Annotated in this window: 11 protein-coding genes and 1 tRNA gene; 3 read left to right on the top strand and 9 right to left on the bottom strand. The window is 57.9% G+C overall.

Annotation, left to right across the window (positions count from 1 at the left end):
• Window positions 1-16: 16 nt before the first annotated feature.
• From AAAX77_RS01490 to AAAX77_RS01470, 5 genes are all read right to left on the bottom strand, one after another.
• Window positions 17-1,816: a GGDEF domain-containing protein gene (locus tag AAAX77_RS01490; RefSeq protein WP_349104433.1), complete on the bottom strand. Its 1,800-nt coding sequence runs from the start codon at window positions 1,814-1,816 to the stop codon at window positions 17-19.
• The gene (locus AAAX77_RS01485) at window positions 1,813-2,649 is read right to left on the bottom strand and encodes a transporter substrate-binding domain-containing protein (protein ID WP_349104430.1); all 837 of its coding nucleotides are present in this window, start codon (window positions 2,647-2,649) and stop codon (window positions 1,813-1,815) included. Before AAAX77_RS01485 ends, AAAX77_RS01490 begins: the two co-directional genes overlap by 4 nt.
• Before the next feature lie 204 nt (window positions 2,650-2,853).
• The gene (locus AAAX77_RS01480; protein WP_349104428.1) at window positions 2,854-4,839 is read right to left on the bottom strand and encodes an Ig-like domain-containing protein; all 1,986 of its coding nucleotides are present in this window, start codon (window positions 4,837-4,839) and stop codon (window positions 2,854-2,856) included.
• Between the two features lie 1,660 nt (window positions 4,840-6,499).
• A complete protein-coding gene (gene purB / locus AAAX77_RS01475; RefSeq protein ID WP_117766381.1) occupies window positions 6,500-7,843 on the bottom strand; it encodes an adenylosuccinate lyase in 1,344 nt (447 codons plus the stop codon).
• 424 nt (window positions 7,844-8,267) lie between these two features.
• Window positions 8,268-8,342, bottom strand: a tRNA-Gly gene (locus AAAX77_RS01470).
• A gap of 297 nt (window positions 8,343-8,639) precedes the next feature.
• On the opposite strand from AAAX77_RS01470, the gene AAAX77_RS01465 reads away from it, so the two are divergent.
• Entirely contained in the window at window positions 8,640-12,071 is a 3,432-nt protein-coding gene (locus AAAX77_RS01465; RefSeq protein ID WP_349104425.1) for a SpaA isopeptide-forming pilin-related protein, read from the top strand.
• Between the two features lie 66 nt (window positions 12,072-12,137).
• Here the strand turns inward: AAAX77_RS01465 and AAAX77_RS01460 are convergent, their stop codons facing one another.
• Both AAAX77_RS01460 and AAAX77_RS01455 read right to left on the bottom strand, forming a co-directional pair.
• On the bottom strand, window positions 12,138-12,356 hold the full coding sequence (locus AAAX77_RS01460) for a hypothetical protein (RefSeq protein WP_022094153.1): 219 nt from the start codon (window positions 12,354-12,356) through the stop codon (window positions 12,138-12,140).
• A 21-nt stretch (window positions 12,357-12,377) separates the two neighbouring features.
• Window positions 12,378-15,404 (bottom strand): hypothetical protein, encoded by a 3,027-nt coding sequence (locus tag AAAX77_RS01455; protein WP_349104423.1) that lies wholly within the window; start codon window positions 15,402-15,404, stop codon window positions 12,378-12,380.
• A 198-nt stretch (window positions 15,405-15,602) separates the two neighbouring features.
• On the opposite strand from AAAX77_RS01455, the gene AAAX77_RS01450 reads away from it, so the two are divergent.
• Together AAAX77_RS01450 and AAAX77_RS01445 are read left to right on the top strand one after the other, a co-directional pair.
• Complete coding sequence (locus tag AAAX77_RS01450; protein WP_349104420.1) at window positions 15,603-16,625, top strand: WYL domain-containing protein; 1,023 nt, start codon at window positions 15,603-15,605, stop codon at window positions 16,623-16,625.
• Window positions 16,612-17,529: a WYL domain-containing protein gene (locus AAAX77_RS01445; RefSeq protein WP_349104418.1), complete on the top strand. Its 918-nt coding sequence runs from the start codon at window positions 16,612-16,614 to the stop codon at window positions 17,527-17,529. The genes AAAX77_RS01450 and AAAX77_RS01445 overlap by 14 nt, the downstream gene beginning before the upstream one ends.
• Here AAAX77_RS01445 and AAAX77_RS01440 read toward each other — a convergent pair.
• Both AAAX77_RS01440 and AAAX77_RS01435 read right to left on the bottom strand, forming a co-directional pair.
• Window positions 17,526-20,420 carry a helicase C-terminal domain-containing protein gene (locus AAAX77_RS01440; RefSeq protein ID WP_349104416.1) on the bottom strand — a complete coding sequence of 965 codons (2,895 nt, stop codon included), beginning with the start codon at window positions 20,418-20,420 and terminating at the stop codon, window positions 17,526-17,528. The genes AAAX77_RS01445 and AAAX77_RS01440 overlap by 4 nt on opposite strands.
• On the bottom strand, window positions 20,414-21,379 hold the full coding sequence (locus tag AAAX77_RS01435; protein ID WP_349104415.1) for a D-alanine--D-alanine ligase: 966 nt from the start codon (window positions 21,377-21,379) through the stop codon (window positions 20,414-20,416). Before AAAX77_RS01435 ends, AAAX77_RS01440 begins: the two co-directional genes overlap by 7 nt.
• Window positions 21,380-21,442 lie beyond the last annotated feature (63 nt).

The raw sequence follows: 21,442 nt of genomic DNA, 5'->3' as shown, positions 1-21,442 counted from the left end.
ACTGGCGGGGGCAAGATTAGCAGTCCGCACCCTGTACGTGGACCATGCGCTTCTCCCGATACATATTGTGGTCGGCGACGCGATATACATCGGCCAGCGTATTTCCAGCCGTCTCGACGGTCGCCACGCCAATCGATGCGCTGACCGTCAGGGTCTCATCGCTTACCGCGGCAAGACCGAGACGAAGATCCTGTTCCAGCCCGAGCGCAGACTCGTTGTCAGTATGGGGGCAAACCAGCAAAAACTCGTCGCCGCCAACGCGCATCGGCAGGTAATCCGCACCAGCCACCCGCCGCAGCACGGACGCCGTCCGTCGCAGCAGTTCATCCCCCATCTCGTGACCATAAATGTCGTTGGTCCGCTTGAGATAATTACAGTCCACCATAATCACGCTCACTGGCAAGTCCTCGTTTACCAGGCTATCTCCACGCGATTCCAGATAGTTGCGGTTGCGAAGCCCCGTCAGTTTATCTTGGTATGACAGCTCCTCGGCATGCTTGACCATCGATATGTTGTGCGTCGCCACGACGACCGAATCCAACCGGCCTTGCTCATCGCGATGCTGGGGGACAACCTGTAGCGAGTACCAAGTGCCTCGACAATCTCGCACCTCGGCAGCCAAGTACGGTACGCCCTCCATGCGTTCACGAAGCGTACTTATATCTACGAGCCCCACGACCGCTTCGCGGCTTTCGGGGCTCACGATATCCCGGCAGACCGTGTCCATAAAGTCATATGCCTCGCTATGCTCGGCAAACATCTTCGCTATCGCCGGCGACATATTGATTCCCTCGATCTCGAGGGTGTCAAGATGCAAAAGGAAGGTCGAATCGTAGATGGCGCTTATGGCATTGATAATGCCGAGCTGTTTATCCTTTTCGACCAAATTGCGGTGGTCAGCGATATTTCGAGCCAACAGTACCACGACCCAAAACGCAAGGCACACCAAGACGCCGACGGCGACAAATGAAATCCCGTCAGACATGACCTCAGATTTGGGATATAGCGCAAACAGGCGGTAGTCCTTATATGCCGCACGCACGGCATATAAGGTGGTCCCCCGATATTCGATACGTGTTACGCCCTCGTCTTTCCAGTCAATTCCGCTATCGGCGAGAAGCCGGGCAAGGGTTATATCGACGGTCGAATCGTTTGAAGAAACGATTTGCGCATCGCGCATCACAAGCACTGTTGGACTCTGATGGAACGTGTTGTTCACAAGGACGTCGGCGATTGTGTATGAATAGTCATCGGCGGGGTCAGCCGCAAGGGATCGATACCCCAACGCCACCCCATCACCGTATGGAACGGCACTCACGGCAAAGTCGACACCGCGGCGCTCGACAGCGGTCGAGTAGGAAACTTTGGACCCTCGATACATCGATGCGATCGACGAACAGGCCAGCTCCTCTCGCCACAGCATGAGTTGATCGCGGCCGTCGATATCGTAATGGGCGACCATATGACCATCGGCGTCCATGACCAACATTCCCGAAAGGCTCTCGGTATGGACATATTCCTCGACCAGATCGTCGTTGACTTCAAATCGATCAGGCGGCAAGAACGTCGCAAACGACTCGAGCGCCGCATCCAAATTGTGCGTCGCCTCGGTTTTTCTTCCCTGTTCATATCGGTCATATTTTTCGCAGGCATTTTTTAAAAACACCATGGTTTCCTGGCCGAACCCAAGCGTTTTATCAAGGCAGCGATGCGTGCCAACCATATAGAGCAGACTCAGTAGGGCAACGCTGGCCACGATGCCGATGCCCACTGCGGCTAAACTCTTTCGGCGAAAGCGGCGCTCGTCATTTGTCATGATTCCGCTCCCTGCCCGCCCGTCGTCGCTCCTGCCTTGTAATTGTCCACAATGTGCTCTATCGTGCCGTCTCGATCCATGTCGGACAGTGCGGTATCGAGGTTTTTGACGTACTCCCCCTCATAGCTATCATCAAACGCGACGCCCAGGTCAACCGTCATAACGTTGTCGGCGAACACACGATAAACGCCAGGATACTGGGCAACGAGTCGATCAAGCGACTGAACGTCCGCCATCCAACAGTCGACATACCCTTTGGCGAGGGCGGCTTTGCAGAGTTCGGCAGAACCATACGATTTGATTTGCACGTCCGGCGAGATATCCAGATCCCCTGCGAGCAATCGGCGTTCGCTCACCGAGCCCGCAATCACCGCAATGGTCTTGCTTCCATCGAGATGCGCCAAGGACGTGATGCCACTCGTTTTCTTGGCGGCGACCGAAACCGTCAGGGTCAAATACGGCTCAGACCAGTAATACTTATCCTCGCGATAACAGGGAGAATAGTCGCACCACAGGCAATCGATATCGCCGTTTTTGAGTAGGCGGTCGCGGTCATTCCAAGATATGTCGATAAATTGCGGCTTGATCCCTGCGCGTTTGCAGGCCTCGCGGGCGATGTCGATATCGATACCGGCGTAATCGCCCGTGGTATCGACATACACATAGGGGTCGTTATCCGTAACGCCGATTTTGAGTACCGGGAGGTCTTTGTCGGCTTCATTCGGGGAGGAAGAGCTGCTTCGAACGGTATACGTCAGGGCGCCCGCACAGACGGCAACAAGAAGTATGAGCGTAAGCGAGACGATGGCGGCTCGCTTGGTACGTCCAGGCACACGCCTCCCTTCATCGAAACAGCAGTCGGATTTCATTTTATACCCGGGGCTGATGCGGCAATAAAAAAGCGCCTCGCCCAAGACGGGCAAGGCGCCAATGGTCGAAATGCAACCGCAAGCGGTCGAATTAGGTTAACCCTACTCGAAGCTCAGCTGCTCCAGGCGGTCGAAGACCGTGTCGATGCGGGTGACGAGCGGGGTACCCTAACGCTCGAAACGTTTACGCATAAGAGCGAAAGCGATCAGCGCAACGCCTGCGACAGTAGCAATAAAGGCAACCGCAAGGGCCTGGTCGCCCGTATTGGCGAGCGCGCCCTTAGTAGCCTTAACAGACTTTTTGGTCACCTTAGTCGTCGTCTGCTGACTAGGCTGGGACGGCGTCACGGGCTGCGTAGGCTGAACCGGCTCACCATTGGCCTCCTCGCCCGTCACCACGTACGTCGAGAAGTGGCTCGTGCGGAAGCAAAGGTAGTCGCCCTCGGTCCACGTATCCATAGCCTGAGTGGAACCATCCTCGGCAACGTAGAGCACCTTGAGATTGGTGAGCGCCTTCATGGCTGCGGTCATCTTGACACGAACGATGAAGGACATGCCATCGAAGTCCTCGATAACCTCGCCATTCTTGAGAAGCTTGATATCGAGCTTCTCGGCAACCTTGGTAGCCCCCTGCTCAAGGCCGGAAATCGTAGCATTGGCGGCGTCGGTAAGATTTGTCGGTTCCTCGACCACAAGAGAGATGCTGTTGTTCTGGGCAATGCCGGCAGCGGCATTGTTCTCGGCGCTTACGCTAACGTCCGTTCCGTCGCTACCTGCAACGCCCGCAATGGTCCTCGCCGCTACAGTAACGGTACAGGTCATTGTTTTGTCACCACAGGTGACGGTGATCGTGGCGGTACCGGCCTTAAGCGGCGTCACGACGCCGTCTTTGACCGTAGCGATCGACGAGTCGCTGGAGGTCCAGCTCACCGTCGTATCGTCTGCATCGGCAGGACTCACCGTTGCGGAGAGCTTTGCGGAGGCATCACCGACGGTAAAGGACAGGCTTGTCTTGTCGAGCTCGACTTTCTGGACGGGGTTGGTCACGGTCACCGAGACGGTTTGGGAGAGCGACTCTGCAGTGATGACAAATGAGCCAGAACCGGTCTTGAGGGCGGTAACGGTGTAGGAGCCATCGCCGTTGTCGACAATCTTAAACGCCTTCGAAGCGCCCGTGTCATCCAGAGCGAGCTTGGTCTCGTCGACCTCACCTGCCAGGGCTCCGGCAAGAGAGGCTTTTACGGTACCTTCTTCACCCTTCGCAAGGTTGAGGGAGGACTGATCGACTGTAAGACTCGTTGCGGGATTAGAGACGGTCACCGCGCAATCCTGAGAATAGGTGCCATCTTCGGTCGAAGCAGTGATGGTCGCGGCGCCCTTGGAAACAGACGTCACTTTGCCGGTTTGATCGACCGTAGCGACGCTCTCGTTACTGGACTTCCAGACAACCGTCTGGTCAGCCTCCGCGGGAACGACCGTTGCCTTAAGCTGCTCGGTTGCAGCGCCCACAAGCGTGACCTTCTGCTTATCGAGTGTGATACCCGTTGCAGGTTGAATAACCGTCACCTTGCACGTGGCGCTATACTCGCCGTCCTCAGTGGTAACGGTGATCGTGGCAGCACCGGCCTTGACCGGGGTCACGACGCCGTCCGCAACCGTGGCGACCTCCGGGTCGCTCGAAGACCAGGACACATTCTTATTCGTTGCATTGTTGGGCTCAACCGTTGCGGTCAACGTCGAGGGCTCACCGCCCACAGCAAGCTTAAGATTCGACGCGCTGAGGCTGACGCCCGAGACCTTTACGACCGGAGTGGTTACCGTAATTGTATCCGTGGTTGCAGAGACCCCATCAACCGTTGCCGTGATCGTGGCATCACCGTCACCGACAGCGGTAACAAGACCGTTGCCATCGACGGTAAGGACGCTCTCGTTAGAAGAGGACCAGACAACCTTACTGGCCTTATCGTCAGGGGAAACCTTTGCCTTCAACTGCTGAGTCGTGCCCTTGTCCATAGATGTTGAGTAACCATCCGCAATGGAAACCGTCGTTTTTGCAGGTTCCTCGCCAGGCTTGACGATATGAACGGTCATCGTGTCACAGAGACGACCACCCAAGTACATTGAAACCGTTGCATCGCCGTAACTATGAGGCACTAAATACCCCAAGTAACTGCCACCATTAAACATCGGTCCTTTTACCTCGAGGACATCCGGATTATCTGAAGTGAAAGAATACTTTGCGCCGGCATAGGAGTCCATCAATTCCTCAGCGCTTTTGCTCAGCACGCCCTTTGGATATTCAAACCCCCTGTCACATTCCAGCCAAAGCCAATCTTTGGATATACTATCTGAACTGACCTCACAGGGAAATGTATAATCGCTCGACACAAACTTAGCCTTCGAAAGGCTCACTTCCGCAGGGTCGACAACCTCTATCTCAAAGGGATGGTCATTGCCAAGGCCATCACGAGCATGAGCCTTAACGGTGCCAGGCTTTATTGCCTTAAACGAGTTTTCACCATCGATAAGCTCAACGACATCGTTGCTTTCCAGAGAATAGGTTACAGCGCCAAAGTCCGCACCCCAATGTGCGCGCTGGCATGCCTTCAGTACTTCATTTGGAGAAACGTTGAGAATGGCAGTCAGATAATAGCTGTCCCCAACCAGCATCTTTTGCTTTTTGTTCCCACGCTCATTGAATCCGGGCTCCTGATTCTCGGTTACAACATCACATAGCTTCTTCGTCTCAACTTCACCGTTGCAATAGTCGACAAGAACCTTGGCCTCTTTAGCATCTTTCGACAACGCCTCGAGTTGCAAAGAAGCGCTTAGCTCGGAAGTTCCATATGATGAATAATTCGAATTCACCCTTGCCTGGACTTTGGAATCCTTTGAGGGGTCTTCCTTAATAACAAAATATGTGGCCGCACGGCTCTCGTCCACGGGACGAACGTCAACTCTCCCCTCTAGTATTGCATAATGCGTGTTCCCGCATTTTTGCGGACAATCATCCGTGTAACCCAGCGTTGCGGTGTTTGTCGTCGCACCAGATTGGTCGTAAGAAACGAAACTGACCTTAATTGGATTGACTTTAGCCACACTTTTAATCTTAAGAGAACCGTTTAAACTCTCGTCGGTCTTGCTCTTCATGGTTATAGTCGTTGTGCCAACTTTGGTGGGGCTAATTGTCAATACCCAACTATGTGACTCATAACTTACCTTAGCGATATCCTCGTCAGACGATGTGATATCGATATCGCTAGGGTCAATGGGCGCCCATTCGTGATTTTTATTAAAAAAGGAAAGCCTTCCTTTCACCGTCTGTCCAACAGCGACATCAAATTCTGACCACACATCGCCTGTAGACGAATCGTATGGGAGAAACGATGCACCCATGGAACCGTCCTGCGACTCCAGCATGACAGCATCCGCATGCGGGGCGGCCACCGTCAGCCCAAACGTTGCCGCCGTTAAAGCAACACAGATGCCTGTGGCCATCCTCCAAAGCCCTTTTCTCATTCCCCTAAGTCCAATCTCTCGTGAAAATGCAGTATTCTCCCACACATTAAAATTGACTTAAGGATACCCCCCCCCGACTGAGACTGGCAAGCTAGTGTTTGTCGGAAGAGTCAAATTATCGGCAAGCGACATTCCCGCATTAAAAATCGCCCGTTGTAATGTAGCTTTTCCAAGCACTCTCGCGCAAAAGCCCCGTTGGCAAAACGAGTTACCAACGGGGCTTGAGCTGGAAAGCTGTACTTCAGGGGGGGTCAAAAGGAAACCGAAAGGTTTACCTTCGTCCCCAATCGATCAGTTAGAACTCGAGCTGCTCCAGGCGGTCGAAGACCGTGTCGATACGGGTGAGGAAGTCCCACGGATCGAAGATCTCGTCGAGCTTCTCCTGGCTGACGGTGCAGCGCGGATCGGCCTCGAGACGCTCCTTAAAGGTGGGGCCGGAGACACAATCCTGCACCTCGTGCCAGGTAGCCATGGCGTTTTCCTGCACGATAGCATAGGCATCCTCGCGGGTGATGCCCGTATCGACGAGGGCCAGCAGGACCTTGGAGGAGAAGATGAGGCCGCGAGTCTTGTTGAGGTTGGCCATCATGCGAGCCGGATACAGCTGCAAGCCGTCGATAACACGAATGAGGCACTGGAACATATGGTCAAGCGCGATGAAGCTATCTGCCTGGGCGACGCGCTCGGCAGAGGAGTGCGAAATGTCGCGCTCGTGCCACAGAGCGACGTTGTCAAAGGCGACCTGGGCGTTGGACTTCACGACGCGCGACAGGCCGCAGACCTTCTCCATGGTGATGGGGTTGCGCTTGTGCGGCATGGCGGAGCTGCCCTTTTGGCCCTTGCGGAAGGGCTCCTCGGCCTCGAGCGTATCGGTCTTCTGCAGGTTGCGGACCTCGGTCGCGATGCGCTCGCAGGTGGCCGCCGTAGTGGCAAGCACGCCGGCAAGGTAGGCATGGTGATCGCGGCTGATGACCTGCGTGGACAGCGGATCGTGGACCAGGCCCAGGTGCTCGCAGACGTACTCCTCGACGAACGGCTCGATGGAGCTGTAGGTGCCGACGGCACCGGAGATGGCACCGAAGGCAACATTCTTGCGAGCGTCCTCAAGACGATCGAGATCGCGCTTGAGCTCCCATGCCCAGGAGCCAAACTTCATACCGAAGGTCATCGGCTCGGCATGGATGCCATGGGTGCGGCCGGCGCAGAGCGTATTGCGCTCCTCGAAGGCGCGACGCTTGCAGATCACGCCGAGCTTCTTAACGTCCTCGATAATCAGGTCACACGCCTGAGTAAGCTGATAGCACAGAGCCGTATCACCCAGGTCGGAGCTGGTCATACCGTAGTGAACCCAGCGGCTAGGCTTGGGCTCGCCCTCGGGAACATCGGCGTCGATATATTCCTTCATGTTGGTCAGGAAGGCAATGACATCGTGGCGCGTGACCTCCTCGATCTCGTCAACCTTCGCCTTCTCGAAGTTGGCGTGGTCGCGAATCCACTGGGCCTCTTCTTTGGAAATACCGATCTTGCCGAGCTCCGCCTGAGCCTCGCAGGCCAGGACCTCAATCTCCTGCCAAATGGCGTACTTGTTCTCGAGGGAGAAGATGTGTCCCATCTCCGGGCGGGTATAGCGATCGATCATAGCGGCTCCTTTTTGGTTATTGGCACGTTGGTCGTAACCCAACCATTGTACCGTGCGCGGGCGCAAGTAACGATAACGGGCATTAACCTAACATTTTGGAATTGGAGCGAGCAACGGGACGTCTGCGCATTTGCTTCGCAAATACGCACCGGCTGCGGTGGCATACCGAGATTCACGAAACCGTTGGGGAAGACTCCGCCGAATTGTCCGTCCCCACGCCTTCCTTTGCTGATGGAGCGGGCAACGGGACGTCCGCGTATTTGCTTCGCAAATCCGCACCGGCTTCAGGCGCCTGTCGGCGCCTTCGCCTGCTCGCTACAAACGCTTCGCGTTTGCTTAACGCTCGCACCCTGGCGGGTTCGAGTCCCGGCGCTTGGTAGTAAAAAGCACGGCAACGTAACGCTGCCGTGCTTGTGCTTTTTACTGGAGCGGGCAACGGGACTCGAACCCGCGAGTGTCAGCTTGGGAAGCTGATGCCTTACCACTTGGCGATGCCCGCATATGTGGGGGATAGTATAACGCGGTTGTCTTGTTCGATACAAGGGTGGCGATGCTTGTTTTAGCTATGGAGATTCGTTTGAAAATCGCGTCAATTGTGGAGATGAGGACCTTTGGCCTCCTGTTCTCCCTATCTTCTACCTGCACTTTTGCTTGATTGTTGTATTTGAGCTCAATTTGTCAGGAATTGGGCAAGCTTTTGGTCAGGCTCCGGTACTTACCCGCATGAACCTCGGGGGTAGCCTCATCCTACGCGTCGCAGCCTCCCCGTGCGACGCACGAGGGATAAGGAGCAGCCATGTCCAACGCACCCACGCACTCTGTCCACAGCGCAATCGCAACAGTTCCGCTGCTCCTGCTCCTCTTCCTGCTTTTCGGCTGCCTGGCACCGGGAGCCGCATTTGCCGTCGATGGCTACGACCAGCTCGGCTTCCGCACTATTAGCGATGATTGTGGGCCCTTCTTCATCGGCAAGTATGAAGCTCAAGACACCTCGATTGCCTACTGCATGAACCAGGAGCGCCCCGGCCCCACCAAACCGGGCGGCCCATGGCTTAACTTTGATCAAGGCTGGGTGTGGCTCGACGACGAGTTCGCGGCAATCGTTTGTCACGGATATCCTACCGCCACGTCGTTTGGCGGCTACCATCTTTCACCCGATCGCGCCCGCGCCGCAACCCAGCTTGCCGTATGGATGCTCAACGGCACTACCCATGTCGACGGCACCTACTCCTACACGACCGCTCAGGGCAAAACCAAGAGTGGGCACTTTACCGCCGACAATGAAGTCGTGGCGGCTGCGCGGTGGCTCCACGACAGCGCAAAATCAGGAAGCATCAAAGCCGCCCCGCACCGCGCGCGGCGCTATCTAGGAACCGTATCGGGCGGCAGCAGACGTCAAGACATGCTCTATGTACTGCCGGCGGTCTCTGTTTCCTTCCAAAAGCAGTCTGCAAACGCCGCCATTACCAGTGGAAACAATACTTATCAGTTTGATGGGGCAACATTCGATATTTTTGAGAGCGCCAGCGACGCGCGTGTCGGCACCGTCCAGATGGACAGCAACGGTCGAGCGCAAGCAACACTTCTGCCCAACACAGCATACTACCTAGTTGAAACGAAGGCGCCGTCCGGCTATGTCCCCCGTCGTGATCGCATTGCCTTTACCACGGGGAATGACGGTGGACAGGTCGCCATTGATGAACAGCCCGGCACCATCAACCTGCGTATCGTAAAACTCGATGCCGTGACGAATGCCGGCCCCCAGGTGGGATCTTCACTCGCAGGAGCAGAGTTCACGTGTGTGTCGCAATCAACCCCTGGATGGGCGCAAATCCTCACGACCGACGAAAGCGGTCGGGCCACCCTCGCCGATGTCCCCTTAGGAACCTTTACCATCTACGAATCAAAAGCCCCCGAGGGCTACCTGCCATCCAACGACAGCTGGACCTATACCGTTGGAGCCGACCAGCTCGGCGATTCAGGCGTGGTCGAGATCGAATCTCGCGTTTCCGATATCCCCATTGCGTTCAACCTTGAGATTTCCAAATTCAAGGATTGCGGCAATAGCGACCAATCCGGCCTGGAGCAGCCGGCGGAAGGTGTTGTCTTTGAGGTTGTCAGCAACAGCTCTCAGCAGGTTGTTGGCACACTGACCACAAACGTCTATGGCTTTGCCTCCACCAAAGATCAGCCCGAAGCATGGTTCGGCGCAGGCAAGCGACCCGCCGGTGTCCACGGAGCCATCCCATACGACCGCGCCGGCTACACGGTTCGCGAGGTTCCGGAAACCGTCCCCGAGGGTTTTAAACGTGCAGGGGAATGGACCGTCGGGGCCAATCAGATTTCCGACGGCGCCGAGCTTCAATACATCGTGGACAACCACGCTCTGTCGACGCATCTCCAGATTGTAAAATGCGATGCCCAAACAGGCGCTTCTGTTCCCCTAGCCGGATTCACCTTCCAACTCCTCGACAGCAATCACGAACCTGTCTCACAAACTTGCTGGTATCCAGCACATAACGTAATGGACACCTTTACGACTGACGCGACCGGGACCGTCACACTGCCCGAATCGCTCGTGCCGGGCACCTATTATGTACGCGAAACCTCGGCCAAAGAGCCCTATCTTGTCGGCGAAGAGATCGAGGTAAACATACCCGCCGACATGAACCTAACGCCCGTTGCAATCGCCTCGTATTATGACCACGCCGCGACCGGAAACATCAGGATCGTTAAAACCGATGCCATAGACGACAGCAGCCTCGCGGGCGCCGTCTTTCAGATCCGTGCCTCGGGTGATATCGTGCGCCCCGACGGTAGTATTGCCGCGCTCGACGGTGAGACTGTCGCTACCGTCACGACGGATGAAACTGGAGAAGCACGCGCGGACAACCTCCCACTGGGATCTGGCACCGCACGCTACGAGGTTGTCGAGACTCAAGCGCCGGCAGGCTTCTTGCTCGATCGGACAACCCATATTGTCGACCTTACTTATGCCGACCAGAAAACACCCGTTGTAGAAGCACGGCTTAACGTATCCGACGATTACACCAAGGTTGATATCTCCAAGGTCGATGCAAGCGGTGAGCAGGAAGTGGAAGGCGCACAACTCACCTTATATGGTCCCGATAAAACCGAAATAGACTCCTGGACCTCATCCGACAAGCCGCACCGCGTCGAGCATCTTGCACCCGGCACCTACTCGTTGCGCGAAATGATGTCTCCGCGGACCTATGACCTTGCCGAGGAGATAACGTTTGAAATAAAGGATACGGGAGAAGTCCAATCCGTCGCGATGAAGGATGCGCCCATCGAGATCAAGGGGCAGGTCGACAAGCGTCAGGAACTTGTCCAACCTATCGAAAAGGGCCTGTTGGCTAACGGCGATGGTAAAAACCGCGCCACGACGCAAACCAATAGTGATGGGCTTTTCTCCTATACCATCGATGCTCGAAACGATTCCGCTACTTGGGTTGATGAGTTTACGATTACCGATGATCTTGAGTGCGCCAAAGACGGCACGGCGAGATTCGTCTCAATCGAAACCCCCGTCGCCATCGGCGACCTCAATGGTCTGTGCAACGTGTGGTATCGCACGACGCCGTTGGACTCGACAGACGTCGATGAGCCGGCAAACGCGACACTTGACGATGGGCACGAAAATCCTTGGCTTGAGTCCGACGAAGTAAGGGAGAGTCTGGGTGAGGATTGCCGCCTCGTCGATTACGACGGCTGGCACCTCTGGAAGACGGATGTCTCGACCACGGAATCCACCACACTCGAGGTGAAAGAACTCGACCTTGCATCCAATACCGTCGTAACGGGCATTCGAATTGAATACGGTGCGGTAGCCGCCGACTTTACGACTCGAAGCGATGCGGATTCTTGGACCCGCGATGATCTCAAAGATGAGCACGACGACCTTGACGATGCCAAAGCAATCCTTGGCACAGACGCTCGGGGCGCAATCGTGCACATGCAGGCGACGTCGGCTTATACGCCCCAAACCGCACTCACCAACAGCGCGCGCGTCGATCTTTGCCGCAACGGTGGCGGCGATAAACTTGAGTCACATGACGAGGACAGCGTTATTCAACGCTGTACCCTACCGCAGGACTTACCGGCAACAGGATCAGTTCCCATCGCCGCTTGCATCACCGCGCTCCTGACCTCGGGTGCCGCAGCCCTATGGTTCGCTCGCCTTAGGTCGATCCCAAAGAAGCGCTAGCGCGATGAAAAAGCGGGCGAGCCAGTCCCCTGGCTCACCCGCTTTCAATCATGTAAATCGCCGTATCTACTCTGCAGACGAAGATCCACCATCAACGATTGCTTGCTCGGACTCAGGAATCCCATCGGCACCCGTGCTCTGTTCTTGCTCCACCTCTTCGCTGATTGCGGAGGCGGGGGTCGAGCCCTTTGCACCCACGATGTAGGCGGCCCCAAATCCTAACGCAATGGCAATCAAGGTCAAAATCACGTAGACAGGCCAATGGCGCTTAATATACGAAAACACGTTGACTCCTTAGAGCTCCGTCTACGAACGGCGGATAACCTCGGTCACGACCTCGGATACCGTGGCAATGTTCGTCGGGTTGACATTGTGGGGCAGGTCGTCCTCGGTACGAGCGCAAGCCAGACGCGTGCCGTCCACACCGGCGATGGTGAGGGCTCGGCGGCTCGCCTCGAGCGCGGCATAGGCATCGGTCTTGGCATAGGGCATCTCGAGCGCGCCACAATCGACATGGAACGACTTGCAGACCTTGCTGACCAGGTTCATGATACGGCGATCGCCCTTGAGCAGTTGTTGTTCGCCCTCGACCGTCACCACCGAAAGCCTACCGGCGCCGACGGATTCAAGATTGATAAAGAATACGCCGCGGAGCTTATCGCGATGCGAAGCCAAGAAGGCCTTCATGCCAGCGCCATCACAATCCGAGGCGCCCGTTGCCACAAACCAGATATCGTGACCGAGCAGCTCATCATCGCCCATAGAGGCGACAGCCGAGAGCATATCTTCGGAAGAAGCGCCATCGGAAGACGTAGCGCCACCCTTCCAGCCATCGTTATCGTCCTCGAAGTTATCCCACGAACCGATACCGCGACCGGACTTCTTGGCATCGTAATCGTCTTCGACGCCCAGCCAGTCACTCATGCTGTCCTGCTCGTTTTTCTTTTTACGGCCGAACAGACCACCCAGGCCGCGCTTACGAGACTTGGGTGCCGCCGGGGCGGGAGCCGAAATGGTCTCGATCGGCTGTGCGCCCGACGCAACGGGCATAGGAGGCGCAACGGGTGCCGATGTGGGTTCGGGGCCCTGGGCAGTAGCAAAGGGATCGTTGACCTGTGCGGAGGGGTCGGGAAGGTCGAACAGCGACGTGCGAGACGCAACGTTTGCCTGCTTCATAGACGGCAGCGACGGATCGGGGACCGAAGCCAGCGGAGACGAGGAAGGTGCAGGCGACGGTGCCGACGCCGGATCGGGAACATTCATCTGCGGGCGCGGCGATGCCTGGGAGGAAATCTGGGCCATAAGGGAATCGACCGTTTCGTCCTGGGTGGGAGCGACATTGGCAACCGTGGCACCGGAACCACTCGGGGTCGGCATGGTGAAAATCTGCGTGGAATAAGGCCTCGACTCACCCGTCTCGGGAGTCTCGGAAACCGCAGGCACTTCCTCCTGCTCGACCTCGGTCGAATCATCTTGCTCGGCTGCCGCGTATTGCTCTTCGTCAGAGTTGGCCTCAACGGACTCGTCCTCGGCGGCATCTTGGATTTCGGCAGCATCAATAGGCTCGTCATCGTCTGCCGCGTCGCCCTGTCCATCGGAAACAGGAAGGGGCTCGGCAATCGCGGTGCCCTGCTTTTCAAACGTTATCGTGGAATCGAACTGCGCGGCATCAAACGACATGGTGCTATCGACGTGCTGCTGAGCGATAGCCTCCTGCTCGGCAGCCTCGCGTGCGGCAGCGCGCTTCTCCTCGAAATCGTCGACAAATTTCTTGCCCTTTGCAAGTGCACCCTTAAAGAAGTTGGAAGCGCTGGCGCCAATCGACGAGAACGCGGATGCAATGTCGGCATGGGGCGTTGCCGCGGGAATCTCGGCCGAGAAATCAGTATCGCTCTCGTAAGACACGCGCCTCGGCTGTTCAACGTAATCGTCGTCAGACTCGTCCGCAACGTCTTGTGCCGGCGCGGCGGGAGCCAAAATGTCCAGTCCTGCCGCGGGATCGATCGCGGACACCGCCTCGGGCTCGGCAGCGGCAACCGCGGCAGACTCATCATCCACGGTGACAGCGGGCGCAGGCGCAGTCACGACGGGGGCAGGCTCGGGCTCAAACGTCGGCTCCTCGCCCTCCTCGTAATCGAGCGTGCAGGACTCGGGAAGCATTCCGAGCGCACGGATGGCATCCGAACCAAAGCGGATGTTGCCGGCGGCATTGCGATAGAGCTTGGGCTCGGGCTCGGCCGCGACAGGCTCCTCCACCGGCTCGGCAGCGGAAACCTCGTCATTGAACTCTTCAGCCTGGACAGCCTGATTCTGATCCTCGGGCACGATGGCGCCAATCAGCGTCTCGTCGGCAGACGCACCCTCAAAGCCCTCGATCTGCTCGTCGAAAGCCTCACCCTGTTCGGGCTCGGTCTGAGTGTCGGGAGTAATCGGCTGACCGAACTCGTCCTCGGCGTAGGTAGGCTCTTCGTACTCGATGGTGTTGCCGTAGTCGTTTTGCTGCTGGGCCGCGGCATACTCCGCCGCTGCACGCGCCATTTCCTCGGCACGACGCTTTTGCTCCCCAAAATAGGTATCGAACGGAACATCGTCGGGAAACTCGTTTTCGCCCTGGAAGGGAGCAACGTTGTCCATAACGCCGAGCATAGCGGCGACAGAAGACTTGTTGCACACCGCGCCGGACGTATAGGGAAGAATATGGCGGTTAGAGATGATGTTTGCCGCGTTGGCAAGTGCAACGAGGGAAGCGAGGATCGCGACAATCCACAGCAGAACCTTGAGCGCGCCGGGGAGCGGCAGGATACGCAGGATGGCAACGGCAGCGGGGGTAACCGTGGCAACGGGCAACAGCTTGGCGATGAGCGCACGATACGAAGCATAGGGCTCGCGGGCGAGCAGCTCGGCACGGGGAGAGTCGTAGTGTGCGACAACGACCACCGGGCGGTTGCGCGGAGACGCGAGAGGGCCCGAAGCCTTGTGGTAGGCGATGACATTTTGGCTCACGCCCGTCTTGCCCAGGCGCGAAACCACGGGGTGCCCTGTGCGCTCGAGCACGTAAAGAACGGCGCCGACAATGGCCAGCAAGGTGCCGACCAAGCCGATACCGCCGCCGATGCCCATCAGCAGGGCACCGGCAAACGCAAGAATACCGGTAACGGCAAATGCCAACCTACTGGGCGCCGGGGCATTGAACTCCTGAACCTCGGGATCAAAGCCGTGGTTGCGGAAGATCTGAGCGATATCCTCGGCAGCCAAGCGCTCTTCTTCGCTGCACGCCGGCGTAATGCCGGTGTTCTGCAGCAGGTGGTTAATATAGTTCTGGGTGTTCGCCATGTGCGCTCCACATCCATAATCCGACAAATAGGCCCAATGCATGCACATTAGAACCGTATATAGTCGAAAGTATACCCCGAGCGAGCGCAAACGACCGAATTCGGGCCATCTTAACGCCCCGAGCGGACAAGGATATAGCCTAATCTCCATATCGGACTAAAATCATGGCAGCAAACCACCTTCTCATGCGAGGACTCTATGACGGCAAGCGACACGACCGAGACAATTAAAAAGGGGGATTCGGAGCCCAGTTTCGATAAAACGGCTCAGCGCATCCTCAATCTTTTCTTTGTGCTCAATAGCTCCCCCGAACCGCTGACGACCGAGCAGATCGTCTTGGATTCTGACCTAGGATATGGCTCGGGCAATATCGACTCGGATAAGCGCAAGTTTCGACGCGATCGTGACAAACTGCTCGAACGCGGCATCTTAATCAAGGAGGTTCGCCCCACCGGCGCGCAGGAGACCGAGGAAAGCTCGTGGACAATCGACCGCGAGCACACGTTTGCGGCAGGCGGCCTCATTACCGCAGACGACGCCGATATCCTGCTCAACGCCATCGACCAGACACTAGCGGCCGGCTCATCCACTTTTGCCGCACCGCTTGCCGATATTCGCTCCAAGATTGCCTATCTCACCGGCAGGACGACGGTAGACGAGGCGCCGATCAGCCGCTCTCCCACCGTCGATGCGGTTTGGAGCGCCTTTGCCGAGCGTTGTGCGCTGCGATTTTTATATCAGAACGGACGCGGCGAGCAGAAAGAACGTACCGTCTGCGTCTACGGCATGTTCGAGCGCGAGGGCGTGGCGTACTTCTGCGGCCTCGACAACGTCACCGACGACATCAGGACATTCCGCTGCGACCGTATCGTACGCGCTTGGCGTCCTTCGAAGGCCTACGTCATCCCCGCGAACTTCAATCTCAACGACTATCTGTTCTTTGAATTCGATTTTGCCGACCGACCGCCCGTTGCAGCCACGTTCTCATTCGCCCCTCAGACGCAGATCGATATGATCAACGGCCTCACGCGCGGGCGAGGTGAGCTCGCACACACCGATGTGGGATGGACCTGGACCGTTGACGTGCGCGATCTCGAAGCCGCCGCCTCATTTTGCATGGCCCACGCCATGGACGGCATGAGGCCCATGGCCCCCAAATCGCTCAAGCAGGCGTGGAACCACCTCATTGAAAGGACGGTGCACGAGTATGCCCGTGCGTAAACTCACCAGCGAGCAGAGACTCTCGCGCGCCATCGACATCATGGAGGCCCTCTACGCCGCCGGCGAGAGCGGCATGACACGAACCGAGATTTGCAGTCGCTTTGACATCACGGGGGTGTCGCTCGACGAGATTCTCGAGATCGTCTCGACGCTCGCGGACCGAGAATCGGGCGCGCGCATCATCTGCGAATGCCGCGGCGAGCGTGTGGTCCTCACCGGTGACGCCGGTCGTGTGCTACCGCTGCGCCTGAGTGCCGCCGAGGGCGCTGTGCTCAACCATGAACTTGAATCGTTGGGGATCGAGCCCCAGGCGGCGGCTCGGATTCGGCATGCTCTTCTACCCGAAGAGCTCGGCTATAACCAGCGCGTCTTTGACACCGTCAACCACGGGTCGCACTGGCAGCAGCTGAGCTGCGCCATTCAGGACGGCGTTCGCTGCCGCATCTCGTATCGCTCGATGGACGATGCACGGCCACGTGAGCGTCTGGTCGACCCCTTGCGCATTACGGCAAACGGCGACCAAACATACCTGATTGCCTGGGACATCGCGGTCGATGAGCAGCGCACCTATCGCATGGATAAAATCGAGGGACTCGCCTTGACGGAAGACTCCGTCGTGCCTCATGCACCGGACGTCACATCCCTCCACGATTCCCTTGCTCGGACGCAGCGTAGCGCAAAGCTCTTGATGCCATTCGATATGGCGGAGCATCTGGACTGGGCCGGCATCACCCTAATCGAGCGCAGCGGGGCAGACACGACAACGGTAACCGTGCATTACGGCTCCGAGCGTTGGCTACTGAGCCAGATAATCGCAGCGGGCGGAGCCATCCGCATCTTGGATGACCCCGCCCTGTCAAAGCGTCTGTGCGATATGGCAAAAACCCTCGTCTGTCCGCTTTAGCGCCGCCGCTCGTGGCGTGCACGCCACAGTTGCAGATAGTGCCCGATCTGCGCAGATTCGATGCGCTGGTAGGAGCTCGTGGGCAGCGACGTTAAGAACTTCTTTCCGTAGCCCTTCGTCACCAGGCGCGGGTCGGCCAGAATCAGCACGCCGCAATCGGTCGACGAGCGGATAAGGCGGCCGGCCGCCTGCTTGACCTCGAGCACCGCCTCGGGCAGCGAATAGCGCGCCCAAGCGCGGTCTTCGCGCAGGTTGCGCTCGCACGAGAGCGGGTCCGTGGGGCTCGAGAACGGCAGCTTGGGAATGATGACGCAGCGCAGCGTCTCGCCGCTGGCGTCGAATCCCTCCCAAAAGGCCTTAAGAGCAAAAAGCGACGAGGTCGGCTCGTTGATAAACCGGTCGCGCAGGCGACGAGGAGATGAGTTGCGCTGCTGGCAGTTGAGCTCCAGACCCGCACGGGCCATCTTGGGCTCAACACGGGCGTACAGGTCTTCCATGTCGCGCCGATTGGTGAACAGTGTGAGCACCGATCCGCCCATGGCAAGATGGGCGTCGACCAGCACGCGCTCGAGCGCTGTAAGATAGCTCTCACGATCGCGCGGATCGGGGATATCGCCCGCAACGACTACAGCCATGTTCGAATCGAAGTCGTAGCTCGAGTCCAAGTGCAGCGACGAGGATGTTGAAGCACCGATGCGATCGAGACCGACCGCGTGGTTAAAGTGTTCAAAGCTTTTGGACACCGTCATGGTCGCCGAGGCAAAGATAGCCGTGTGAACCTCGGGCAGCCACTCGGTTGCCAAGGCCTCGCCAATGTCGATGCGCTCTGCGGTCATTGACTCTCCGCCGGCACGCAGCCTGCGATTGACCTGCAGCGAATACACGTAGTGTTCATCGGTGCCGTCAATGATGAGTTTGAGGTTCTCGGCCAGCTCGTGCAGGCGGCGCGAGATATCACCCAGGTCGACAACAACCTCGGGCTTGTCGGCGGCGACGGCTTGCACCAGCGCGTCGACGCTCTTGTCAGCTTGTTCCAATGCGTCGATGGCAGTGTAGGCCGACGGTAAGAAATCATGCCAGTCGTCAGATTCGCGCAGCTCGGGGCCAATCCATAGATTGGCATTGTCATAACCCCCACGGGCACGGCGGCCGAGCTCGCGAACGCCATCGAACACGTCGGCGATTGCCATGCTCGCGCGCGCAACCGTCGACGTCGCCTTGGCAGTAAGGCCCAGATAGAGCGTAGAGCCCTCGGAGGTTGCCAAATCACGGGAAACCTGGCTTAGCGCGCCGGTGGTCGAGCCGCCCAGGCGCTCAAACAGAACGCGTGATTCGTCCGCCGACACCACGCGCGCCCACTGACGGCGCGCCTCGCGCTCGATGGAATGGGCCTCGTCGATTACCCAATGACGAATCGGAGGTAAAATCCTGCCCTCGGCCGCAACATTGCGGAACAGCAGGGAATGGTTGGTGACCACCACGTCGGCATGCGCCGCACGACGGCGAGCGCCGTGGACCAAACATTTATCAGGGAAAAACGGGCAGAGGCGACGAGCACACTCGCGCGAGGCTGTCGTAAAGTCGGGGCGGTTGACGCTGCGCCACCGAATGCCAAGTGAGTCGAGGTCGCCATCGGCTGATTGGCAGACGTACGCCATAATGACCGCGACCGCCGTGAGCGTGTCCGCCGGATCGCGCTTGGTGGTAATCTCGACCTGGCCGCGGCTCATGCGCTCAAGCTTGCGCAGGCACGGATAGTGGTCATAGCCCTTGAGAGCGCAAAATGACAGGCCACCGTCCAGTTGCTCGGCAAGTTTTGGCAGCTCATGGTACATGAGCTGGTCTGCAAGATTGTTCGATTTGGTCGCAATACCAACCGTGATGTTGTTACGGCGTGCCGCCTCGGCAAAAGGCACCAGATAGGCCATCGATTTGCCGACGCCTGTGCCCGCCTCAATTACACGATGAGTGCCCGTGACCAGCGCATCGCGGACCTCGAGCGCCATCGCGATCTGCTCATCACGCGGCTCGTAAGTGGGATACATGCGATTGACCAGGCCACCCGGCGCATAGTCTGCCTCAATCTCCTCACGACTCGGCATCTTGAGGACCGGCAGTTCGTCGGCGTCCACCCGATCGTCGGCGCGATCGGCCTTGAGAACGTCAGCACGAGCGGCGCTGAGAGAGAAGATAGAACCAGGGTTCTGCCCTGCCAAGAATGAGAAGATAGGACGATAGGACCAAGGCACATCCGGATGCATGTCGGCTAGGCGCGCCATGAGGCCCTGGGGCAAGTCGGTGAGCGCCACGAGCAACACGCGCCATACGCCACACAGGGCGTCAACGTCGGCGTTGGCGCGGTGCGACACCGAATCGCAGCCAAACAGGTCGGCCATAAAAGACAGCTTATGCGAGGCCAGGCGCGGAAGCGCGATGCGCGACAGCGCCAGCGAATCGATCCAGATGTCGCTGACGTTGACACCGCCCTTGACCGACTCGATAAACGAACGGTCGAAGGTGACGTTATGCGCAATCACCGGGCAGCCGCCGACAAAATCGGCGAGAGCGGCCACGGCCTCGACGGCCGACGGGGCATCTGCCACATCGGCGTTTGTAATGCTCGTGAGCTCGGTAATCTCGGCGGGAATCAGCTGCTTGGGATGCACGAAGGTATCGAACCGATCGACGATCTCGCGGCCCGAAAGGCGGGCCGCCGATATCTCGATAAGCTCGTTGTCCTGCACCGAAAGACCCGTGGTCTCGGTATCGAGGACGATAAAATCTTCCTCGATGAGACCAAACGATTGGGTTTTGGCGCGCTCGGCAAGCGTGGCATAGGAATCGATGACAAACTGCGGCGTTCCTGATGAAACCGCGTCCTCGATTAGCATGCAACGCCCGCTCGACGAAGACCCATACGGATCAGGCTGTCACAGACCTGCGGGAACGTCATGTCGTCGGTGTGGCGGATTTCATCCGGATACAGCGACGTATCGGTCATGCCGGGAATAGTATTGGTCTCGAGGATAACGGGGCCGTCCTCACTCACGATAAAATCGCTGCGCGAGATGCCCAAGCAGCCGAGTGCCTTATGGGCAGCACAGGCGAGCTCCTGAGCACGAGCGTAGTTCTCGGGCGAAATCTGTGCCGGAATGCGATGGATGTCCGTAGGGTCGACATACTTCACGTCCAGATCGTAGAACTCGCAGTCCTCGGGCTTACGGATCTCGACAATCGGCAGGGCGCGCACGTCATCTTCGCCGTATACGCCGACGGTGATCTCGGTACCCTCGATGCACTTCTCGACCAGCACTTTGTCGCCGTACTCAAACGCCTTGGCGATTGCCGCGGGCAGCTCGGAGGGCTCATGGACCAGGGAAATGCCATAGCTGGAACCGTTGACGGCCGGCTTCACAAAGCAGCGCTCGCCACAAACCTCGACGATATGATTGATATCGACTTCATCGCCCACTTCGAGCGCCAGGCCGGGAGCAATGGGAATGCCCGCCTTGGCGTATAGGAGCTTCGAGACCTCCTTGTCGGCACCGCAGGCGCTCGCGAGCACACCCGACGCCGTGTAGGGGATACCCAGGGTCTCCATGGCACCCTGCATGGCACCATCCTCGCCGCCGGCACCGTGCATGGCGATAAACGCCACGTCAAAGCCTCCGGTCGCCATGGTTACCATAAAATCATTGGCAGCCGTGTCGAGCAGCTCCACCGAAGTGTAGCCGGCCTCCTTCAAGGCCACCACGACGTTCTTTCCCGAATTGAGCGAGATCTCGCGCTCAGCGGAATGACCGCCCGCCAAGACCGCTACGTGCATGTTCTCTAGGCTTTTACCCGGCATGGGCAGACTCCTCCTCTATAATTTCTGCAGCTGATACCATATTGTAGCGATACCCTCTACGTT

The sequence above is a fragment of the Collinsella sp. CLA-ER-H6 genome, assembly GCF_040092305.1.
GTDB lineage: Bacteria > Actinomycetota > Coriobacteriia > Coriobacteriales > Coriobacteriaceae > Collinsella.
Note: the sequence above shows the minus strand (reverse complement) of the source record. Positions and strands in the feature narration are given on the sequence as shown.

What these genes read in the sequence shown, in the direction of transcription:
- AAAX77_RS01490 (WP_349104433.1), bottom strand. Translation starts at nt 1,816, where the DNA reads ATGACAAATGACGAGCGCCGCTTTCGCCGAAAGAGTTTAGCCGCAGTG.
- purB (WP_117766381.1), bottom strand. Translation starts at nt 7,843, where the DNA reads ATGATCGATCGCTATACCCGCCCGGAGATGGGACACATCTTCTCCCTC.
- AAAX77_RS01465 (WP_349104425.1), top strand. Translation starts at nt 8,640, where the DNA reads ATGTCCAACGCACCCACGCACTCTGTCCACAGCGCAATCGCAACAGTT.
- AAAX77_RS01455 (WP_349104423.1), bottom strand. Translation starts at nt 15,404, where the DNA reads ATGGCGAACACCCAGAACTATATTAACCACCTGCTGCAGAACACCGGC.
- AAAX77_RS01450 (WP_349104420.1), top strand. Translation starts at nt 15,603, where the DNA reads ATGACGGCAAGCGACACGACCGAGACAATTAAAAAGGGGGATTCGGAG.
- AAAX77_RS01445 (WP_349104418.1), top strand. Translation starts at nt 16,612, where the DNA reads ATGCCCGTGCGTAAACTCACCAGCGAGCAGAGACTCTCGCGCGCCATC.
- AAAX77_RS01440 (WP_349104416.1), bottom strand. Translation starts at nt 20,420, where the DNA reads ATGCTAATCGAGGACGCGGTTTCATCAGGAACGCCGCAGTTTGTCATC.
- AAAX77_RS01435 (WP_349104415.1), bottom strand. Translation starts at nt 21,379, where the DNA reads ATGCCGGGTAAAAGCCTAGAGAACATGCACGTAGCGGTCTTGGCGGGC.